Annotated in this window: 8 protein-coding genes; 2 read left to right on the forward strand and 6 right to left on the reverse strand. The window is 67.5% G+C overall.

The features are described 5' to 3' along the window. Positions 1 to 65: 65 nt before the first annotated feature. The 6 genes from metF to N177_RS01710 form a co-directional block, all read right to left on the reverse strand. Positions 66 to 965 carry a methylenetetrahydrofolate reductase [NAD(P)H] gene (metF, locus tag N177_RS01685; protein ID WP_023430488.1) on the reverse strand — a complete coding sequence of 300 codons (900 nt, stop codon included), beginning with the start codon at positions 963 to 965 and terminating at the stop codon, positions 66 to 68. Continuing rightward, positions 965 to 1,963 carry an ArsR/SmtB family transcription factor gene (locus N177_RS01690; protein ID WP_023430489.1) on the reverse strand — a complete coding sequence of 333 codons (999 nt, stop codon included), beginning with the start codon at positions 1,961 to 1,963 and terminating at the stop codon, positions 965 to 967. Before N177_RS01690 ends, metF begins: the two co-directional genes overlap by 1 nt. 145 nt (positions 1,964 to 2,108) lie before the next feature. Next, positions 2,109 to 2,828 carry a B3/B4 domain-containing protein gene (locus N177_RS01695; protein WP_023430490.1) on the reverse strand — a complete coding sequence of 240 codons (720 nt, stop codon included), beginning with the start codon at positions 2,826 to 2,828 and terminating at the stop codon, positions 2,109 to 2,111. A gap of 232 nt (positions 2,829 to 3,060) precedes the next feature. Continuing rightward, a complete protein-coding gene (locus tag N177_RS01700) occupies positions 3,061 to 3,699 on the reverse strand; it encodes a DNA-3-methyladenine glycosylase I (RefSeq protein ID WP_023430491.1) in 639 nt (212 codons plus the stop codon). A 1-nt stretch (position 3,700) separates the two neighbouring features. Further along, the gene (locus N177_RS01705; RefSeq protein WP_023430492.1) at positions 3,701 to 4,330 is read right to left on the reverse strand and encodes a LysE family translocator; all 630 of its coding nucleotides are present in this window, start codon (positions 4,328 to 4,330) and stop codon (positions 3,701 to 3,703) included. Between the two features lie 58 nt (positions 4,331 to 4,388). Beyond that, positions 4,389 to 4,982: an NADPH-dependent FMN reductase gene (locus N177_RS01710; RefSeq protein WP_023430493.1), complete on the reverse strand. Its 594-nt coding sequence runs from the start codon at positions 4,980 to 4,982 to the stop codon at positions 4,389 to 4,391. A 93-nt stretch (positions 4,983 to 5,075) separates the two neighbouring features. On the opposite strand from N177_RS01710, the gene N177_RS01715 reads away from it, so the two are divergent. Both N177_RS01715 and N177_RS01720 read left to right on the forward strand, forming a co-directional pair. Further along, positions 5,076 to 5,453, forward strand: a complete 378-nt coding sequence (locus tag N177_RS01715) for a winged helix-turn-helix transcriptional regulator (protein ID WP_023430494.1) — start codon at positions 5,076 to 5,078, stop codon at positions 5,451 to 5,453. A gap of 304 nt (positions 5,454 to 5,757) precedes the next feature. Beyond that, a partial coding sequence (locus N177_RS01720) for a methyl-accepting chemotaxis protein (RefSeq protein WP_040484972.1) occupies positions 5,758 to 7,285 on the forward strand: 1,528 nt, incomplete at its 3' end.

Below are 7,285 nucleotides of genomic sequence, written 5' to 3' on the forward strand. Positions count from 1 at the left end.
TCACTGGTCACAATCCCTTTTGGGGTTTGTTCTTGAGGCTTGGATGAAGCGTCCCGGAGCCGCCCTCAGGCGGCCGCGTCGGTCGCGAAGTGCGGCCGCAGGCCGAGCATGTGGCAGGCCGCGTAGGACAGCTCGGCCTTGTTCAGCGTGTAGAAGTGAAACTCCTTCACGCCGTTGGCGGCCAGGTCGAGGATCTGCTCGGCGACGACGCCAGCGGCCACGAGCTGCCGGGTCTCCGGATCCTCGTCGAGACCCTCGAAGCGCTCGCCGAGGAAGTCCGGGACCGAAGCGCCGCACATGCCGGCGAACTTCTTCACCTGCGCGAAGTTCGAGATCGGCAGGATGCCCGGCACGAGATCGACATCGATGCCCCGGGCCGCGACGCGGTCGCGGTAGCGGTAGAAGTGCTCGTTGGAGAAGAAGAACTGCGTGATCGCGCGGTCGGCGCCGGCATCGACCTTCGCCTCCAGCACGTCGAGGTCGGCGTCGACATCGGGCGACTCCGGGTGCTTCTCCGGATAGGCCGAGACCGACACCTCGAAATCTCCGACACGCTTGATGCCGGCGACGAGGTCGGCCGTCGTCTGATAGCCCTGCGCGTGCGGCGCGTAGCAGGCGCCGACGCCCTCGGCCGGGTCGCCGCGCAGCGCCACGATGTGCCGTACGCCGGCCTCGTGATAGAGGCGGACCACCTCGTCGACCTCGTCGCAGGATGCGCCGACGCAGGTCAGGTGCGCGGCCGGCCGCAGCGGCGTCTCCCTGACGATGCGGGCGACGACGTTGTGCGTCCGCTCGCGGGTGGAGCCGCCGGCGCCGTAGGTGACGGAAACGAATTTCGGCTGCAGCGGCGCGAGGCGCTCGATCGACCGCCACAGCGTGCGCTCCATCGCCTCGTTCTTCGGTGGAAAGAACTCGAACGAGACCGAAAAGTCGGGCGCCAAGGGCTTCGGATCCTGCTGCGTCATCACGCGGCCTCCTCTGAAAGTCTATCTGGGGTCCGGACGGCGGAACGGGTGTCGCGGGCGGACCACGCCACCACCGTCAGACTGTTGCGGTCGCCGGTGCCGGCGAGCTCGATGTGGCGGTCGGGCTCGAGCCCGACCCCCGTGAGCCAGGCGCTCATGTGGTCGTGGTCGAAGCCGAGCCGCCGGTGCGCGTGCTGGTCGCGAAGAAACTCGAGATCGTGCGGCGCGAAGTCGACGACGAGCAGCCGGCCCGCGGGCTTCAGAAGCCGCCGCGCCTCGGCGATCGCGCGCTCCGGATCGTCGAGGAAGTGCAGGACCTGATGCACGATCACGAGATCCGCGACGTCGCTGTCGAGGGGCGTCGCGTAGATGTCCCCCTGGCGGACCTGGCAATGGCGCAGGCGGCCGTCGTCGAGCCTGGAGCGCGCGAAGGACAGCATGTCGTGCGACACGTCGAGACCGATGCCCCGTTCCGCCCGATCGGCGAGAAGCTGCAGCATCCGGCCGGTGCCGGTGCCGAGATCGACGACCGTGTCGTACCGCTCGTCCCCGAGGAGATCGAGTATGGCGGCCTCGACCTCGTTCTCGTCGACATGCAGCGACCGGATCTGGTCCCAGACGCCGGCATGGCGGGCGAAATAGGCCTGCGCGGCCTCCGAATGCCCCTGCCGCACGGCATCGAGCCGCTCCCGGTCCCGCGCCACGAGGGCGTCCTCCGGGGACAGCGCCGCCAGGAGCTGGCGCACGAAGGCGACGCTGCCGCCGTCCTCCGCGAGACGGAAGAAGGCCCAGGCGCCTTCCGGGTGACGCTTCACGAGCCCCGAATCGACCAGCAGCTTGAGATGCCGGCTGATCCGCGGCTGGCTCTGGCCCAGGATATCCGTCAGATCCTTCACGCTGCGCTCGCCCTCCGCGAGGAGCGCGAGGATCCGCAGCCGTGTCGGTTCGCCTGACGCACGCAGCGCGGCAAGAAGCTGATCACTCGAAACGCCGGCCAATACCGTGTCTCCAATTGCCTCGCGAGCCAATGTGCGGAGAACGATATAAAGATATGTTTATACTGTCAAGGAGAGCGCCCGGCGGCGCCCCTGGAGCAGAGAGCCTCGGAACCGGACATGCAAGGTCGCTCGGAGGCGTTGCGTCTCAGGCCGGGGCCGGCTGCCGCAGCTCGAGCCGGGGATCCTCGGCCGTCGCCGTGGTGATGGCCGCGTCCGCACGGCAGAAATAGCCGAGGAGATCGACGAGATCGTCGACGGCGGCCTCGATGTTGCCGCAGCCATTGTCCTCGATCACGACGACGGCCTCGCGCGTGGTGGGCTGGATCAAGGACCGGCTGTCCTGGCGCCAGTTCCAGCGCCGGCAGAGCACCTTCTCGTCGTCCGCCAGGACGACTTCCCCCTCATTCGGGGGATTATCCACCGGTTCGCCGCTGTCGGCGAGGTCGTGAAACGTGTCGCCTTTCGCCGCGTAGCGGTAGCACAGGCAACCCTTCACACAGGAAAGGTCGTTCGCGCCGGCCGGCAGGACGTGCGTCAGCGAGACGACGTTGTAGACGTCGACGAAGGCGTTGATGGGGGGCAGCGCCCGCTCGTTCACGCAATTCCGGAGCAGGCGCTCGACCGAGGAACGGTAGCTGCCTCTCCTGATGCCGAACCGGCGATAGGCATCGCGCCAGACCTTGATGCCGGGGATCTCGCCCATCTCCACGCCGACCCAGCGACGCCGGACCTCCTCCTCGCGCGATGCGATCACGTCGTGGAGCTCCTCGGAGCGTTGCTCGTCGATCCTCAGGTTGCAGCAGGTGACCGCGGCAACCCGGAAGTCGGGATAGACCTCTCCGAGCTCGGAAATGTCGATGTTCATCGGGTCCTTTCTCGTCGGGGAGAAGGGTGGGGCTACCGGGCCGGGCAGTGTCGGCATGCCGTTCGCCGAAATCTCGGCCGGTGCCTTGGAAAAGTGCAGGGGCGGGCGAGCCGGCATTCGGGACCGGCCGGCCGCACTCCGACACATGAGCGGCAAATCTCTGTTCAGAGAGGGTGAGACCTCGGGGACGGGAATTCAACCCGCTCTGTCTGAAATCAGACAGAAAGGCGAATTATCCGGTAGAGGCCTGGTCCGGACGGACGAAATTGGCGCGTCTTTCTTCCACGATCGCGCGGATAGGACAGTTCGACAGGTGATCGTTCACGAGACCCATCGACTGCATGAAGGCGTAGACCGTCGTCGGCCCGACGAAGGTGAAGCCGCGCTTCTTCAGCGCCTTCGACAACGCGACCGACTCCGGGCTCGTCGTCATCTCGGCGAGCGTCTGACGCGTGACGTGCGTCGGCCTGGTGGCGGGCGCCGGCTCGTGAGCCCAGACGAAACCCGCGAGCGAGCCTTCCTCCGCGACGAGGCTCAGCGTCCGCTGCGCATTGTTGATCGTCGAACGGATCTTGCCCTCGTGGCGGACGATGCCCTGATCCGCCAGGAGACGGCGCACCTCCGCCTCGCCGAACGAAGCCACACGCTCGATATCGAAACCTTCGAAGGCGCGCCTGAAGTTCTCGCGCTTCCGCAGGATGGTCAGCCAGGAGAGACCCGCCTGGAAGCCTTCGAGGCACAGCTTCTCGAAGAGCCGCCGGTCGTCCTTCACCGGCCTCCCCCACTCCTCGTCGTGATAGGCGCGGTAGAGCGGATCTCCGCCGTGCCATGGGCACGTCGCCTCGAGCCCGGCTTCGGAGGGACCGGCCATCTCAAACCGCCTGCGGCCGGCGCGCCAGCGCCAGAAGCGCCCCCGCGACAACGAGAGCGCCGCCCGACAGGCGGTTGACGAGACGCATCCGGCGCGCGGTGCCGGCGAGCGCGCCGATGCGGCTGCCAAGGCCGGCATAGATGAGGATGGCGACGGCCTCGAGCAGCAGGAACGCGAGCCCCATCTGCGCCATCTCGACGTAGTGCTCGCCGCCCGGAGTCAGGAACTGAGGGAAGAACGCCGTGAAGGTGACGATCGCCTTCGGGTTCGTCGCGGCGACCAGGAACTCCCGCCGGGCGAGCCGGGCGAGCGGCTCCGCCGGCGCCCGCCCTACCGCCGCCTCGTCGACGGGAGCGAGCATCATCCTGATCCCGAGATAGACGAGATAGGCGGCACCGATCCACTTGAGCACGACGAAGAACGTCTCGGAGGCCGCCAGCACGACCCCGAGACCGAGCGCGACCAGAGCGATCATCGCCGCGAAGGCCGGCAGCCTCGCGGCGGCGGCGAGGAAGGCCTGCCGGCCGCCGCGCCGCGCGCCGTTGCCGAGCGCCATCAGGTTGTTGGGACCGGGATAGACGTTGATCGCGAAGACGGCGGGCAGGAAGAGCAGCCAGGTGTGCAGCGGCATGTGGAGATCCTCGCTCGGACCTCCATGCCGATAGCGCCGAACGCCCCTCCCCGCAAGCTCAGGCCGCGGCGGGCTCCGGGGTGCGCGCCGGCTCGCGCAGCGGCTTCAGCGCCTTCGCCCATTTCGCGAGCTCGTCGAGCATCGACTTCGCGCTGGCGTCGATCAGCTCGTTCGACTTGAACCGCCCCTCTTCGATCGACTGGGCGAAGTTCGGGATCGGGACGCCTTCCGGGATCGGCATCATCTTCAGCGTCGCGGCCATCTCGCGCGCGGTCTGCGCCGCCCGCAGGCCGCCTGAGACGCCGCCATAGCTGACGATGCCCACCGGCTTGTAGTTCCACTCCTTGTAGACGAAGTCGAGCGCGTTCACGAGCGACGGCGGCATTGTGTGGTTGTACTCGGGCGTCACGAGCACGACCGCATCGCCCGCGGCGACCGACTTCGCCCATCGCTTCGTGTGCTCGTGCTCGTATTGCTGCATCGCCGGGTGACGCGGCTCGTCGTAGAGCGGCAGGCCGACCTTGGCGAGATCGAGCAGCACGGGCTCGAACGCCCCATGGCCCCGCGCATACTCCTCGAACCAGTCGCCCACTGCAGGCCCCTGGCGGCCCGGCCGCGTGCTGGCGACGATGATGTTGAGCTTGAGAGTCATGAGCCGATCCTTCTTGCCGTGGCAGGACAGTGGTAACCTTTTGTGACCTGCACTAAATAGGTTACCGGGAGAGGCTCGCAAGGAGGCACTTTCGTGTCCGTTGGTGACATCCATGTTCCCGCCGACTGCCGCCGGGTCGGCGAGATCCTGCAGAGGATCGGCGACAAGTGGACCGTGCTGGTCGTCGTGACGCTCGGCAGCGGCCCTATGCGCTTCAACGAGCTCCGGCGCGCGATCGGTTCCATTTCCCAGCGCATGCTCACGCTCACCCTGCGCGGCCTCGAGCGCGACGGTCTCGTGACGCGCACGGTGTTCCCGACGGTCCCGCCGCGCGTCGACTACGAGTTGACCGAACTCGGACGCGACCTCCTGGGGCCGGTGGCGGCTCTCGGCGACTGGGCGCGGCGGCACGGAGAAAGGATCGACGCAGCCCGCCGAGATTTCGACGGCCGGTGCGGCGGTTCCACGTAGCCAGAAGATCTTTCTGCCGTCTTTCTCCTAATTTTCCCCGTGGAGCAGTTCGGCTCCTCGCACTCGGCCGTTAGCCGGCACGGAAATTCCGCGGCAAACCAGTAGACGCTCGCCGGCTGCTTAAGCTGGCAGCAACAACTTCATCTCTACATTCGATGACGTCGGGCGGCTCGGAGCAATCTCGATCGCCGTCGATCGACCGTGACAAGCACCGAAAGATGTGTGGACGCGGCACGGGGGGTGTCGATGCACCACGGATCGCCGGGGGGCGAACCGGTGTCGGCCGGAATGTGTGGAGTGGGAAGTGCGTATCACTGATCTGAGACTGTCGGCGAAGCTTGCGATGTCCTTCGCCGTCATGACCGTTGCCGCTGCCATCATGGGCGCGGCCGTGTACATGAGCCTGGGCCGGCTGGAAGAAGAGCAGGCGAGGACGAAGCTGCAGACCGAGATCGTGCTCGCCGCGGCCGAGGCCCGAGCCGCCGTGACGCGGCAGGAGAATTCTCTGCGCGGCTACCTGATCCTCAAGGACCAGTACTATGCCGACCGGGTGAAGCACCACTACAACGCGTTCACGGCCCAGGTCGACAGGATCGCCGAGCTCAGCCGCGGCGACGCCGAGGCACAGGCGAGCGTCCGAACCATCGCGGAGGCCGCGGCGGCGTGGCACGCGCAGGTCGCGGATCCGGCAATCGCCAGGGCATCTGAGGCCTTCAGCTATGGCGAGGCCGTCCAGATCCTGAGCTCGGGTCTGGCCGACCAGTTCATAGAGCCCGTGGAAGACGGTCTCGACGCGTTCCGCGACGCGGCGCTGGCGAGCGTTCAGGCGAGCGAGGTCGACCAGAACAACGCGACCGCTGTGGCCGTGGCCACCCTCGCGGGCGGGGTCTCGCTGCTCGTCGCCATGGCCGCCTTCCTCGGCTGGTATTCGAACCGCTCGATCACGCGGCCGGTGGTCGCCATGACCGGAACGATGAAGGCCCTTGCCGCAGGCGACAACATGGTGGCGGTGCCGCATGTCGAGAGGCACGACGAGATCGGCGAGATGGCTCAGGCCGTGCTCACCTTCAAGGAGGCCGCCGTCGAGAAGGAGCGCGTGGAGGCGGAAGTCGCGACGCAGCGGAAGGAGGCCGAGAGCGCACGCAGCCACAACGAGGCACGCGAGCGGCAGGCGGCCGAGGAGCAGGCGATCGTGGTCGCGGAGATCGGGACGGGTCTGGCCAAGCTTTCGGAAGGCGACCTGACCTTCCGCATCCAGGCGGCGTTCCCCGGCGACTATCGCAAGCTGAAGGACGACTTCAACGAGGCGATGACGCAGCTGCAGGATACGATGAGGACGATCAACGCGGCGACTGCGGCGATCCGTTCGGGGACTGGCGAGATCTCCGAGGCTTCCGACGACCTGTCGCGGCGCACCGAGCAGCAGGCGGCGAGCCTGGAGGAGACGGCGGCGGCCCTCGACGAGATCACCGCGACGGTCAGGCGGACCTCCGAAGGCGCAAACCACGCAAGCTCCGTCGTCTCGAAGGCGAAGGGCGATGCGGAGCAGTCCGGCGAGGTCGTCAAGAGCGCTGTCGGCGCCATGACGGAGATCGAGAATTCCTCGAAGCAGATCTCGCAGATCATCGGGGTGATCGACGAGATCGCCTTCCAGACGAACCTCCTGGCGCTCAACGCGGGCGTCGAGGCCGCCCGCGCGGGTGATGCCGGCAAGGGCTTCGCCGTCGTCGCGAGCGAGGTGCGCGCGCTCGCCCAGCGCTCGGCCGAGGCCGCCAAGGAGATCAAGACGCTGATCGAGACCTCGTCGAGCCAGGTCGAGGACGGCGTCGACC

The organism is Lutibaculum baratangense AMV1 (assembly GCF_000496075.1).
GTDB classification, from domain to species: Bacteria; Pseudomonadota; Alphaproteobacteria; order Rhizobiales; family Tepidamorphaceae; genus Lutibaculum; species Lutibaculum baratangense.

Coding starts and splice junctions, on each gene's coding strand:
- N177_RS01695 (WP_023430490.1), bottom strand. CDS start 2,828: ATGAACATCGACATTTCCGAGCTCGGAGAGGTCTATCCCGACTTCCGG.
- N177_RS01705 (WP_023430492.1), bottom strand. CDS start 4,330: ATGCCGCTGCACACCTGGCTGCTCTTCCTGCCCGCCGTCTTCGCGATC.
- N177_RS01710 (WP_023430493.1), bottom strand. CDS start 4,982: ATGACTCTCAAGCTCAACATCATCGTCGCCAGCACGCGGCCGGGCCGC.
- N177_RS01700 (WP_023430491.1), bottom strand. CDS start 3,699: ATGGCCGGTCCCTCCGAAGCCGGGCTCGAGGCGACGTGCCCATGGCAC.
- metF (WP_023430488.1), bottom strand. CDS start 965: ATGACGCAGCAGGATCCGAAGCCCTTGGCGCCCGACTTTTCGGTCTCG.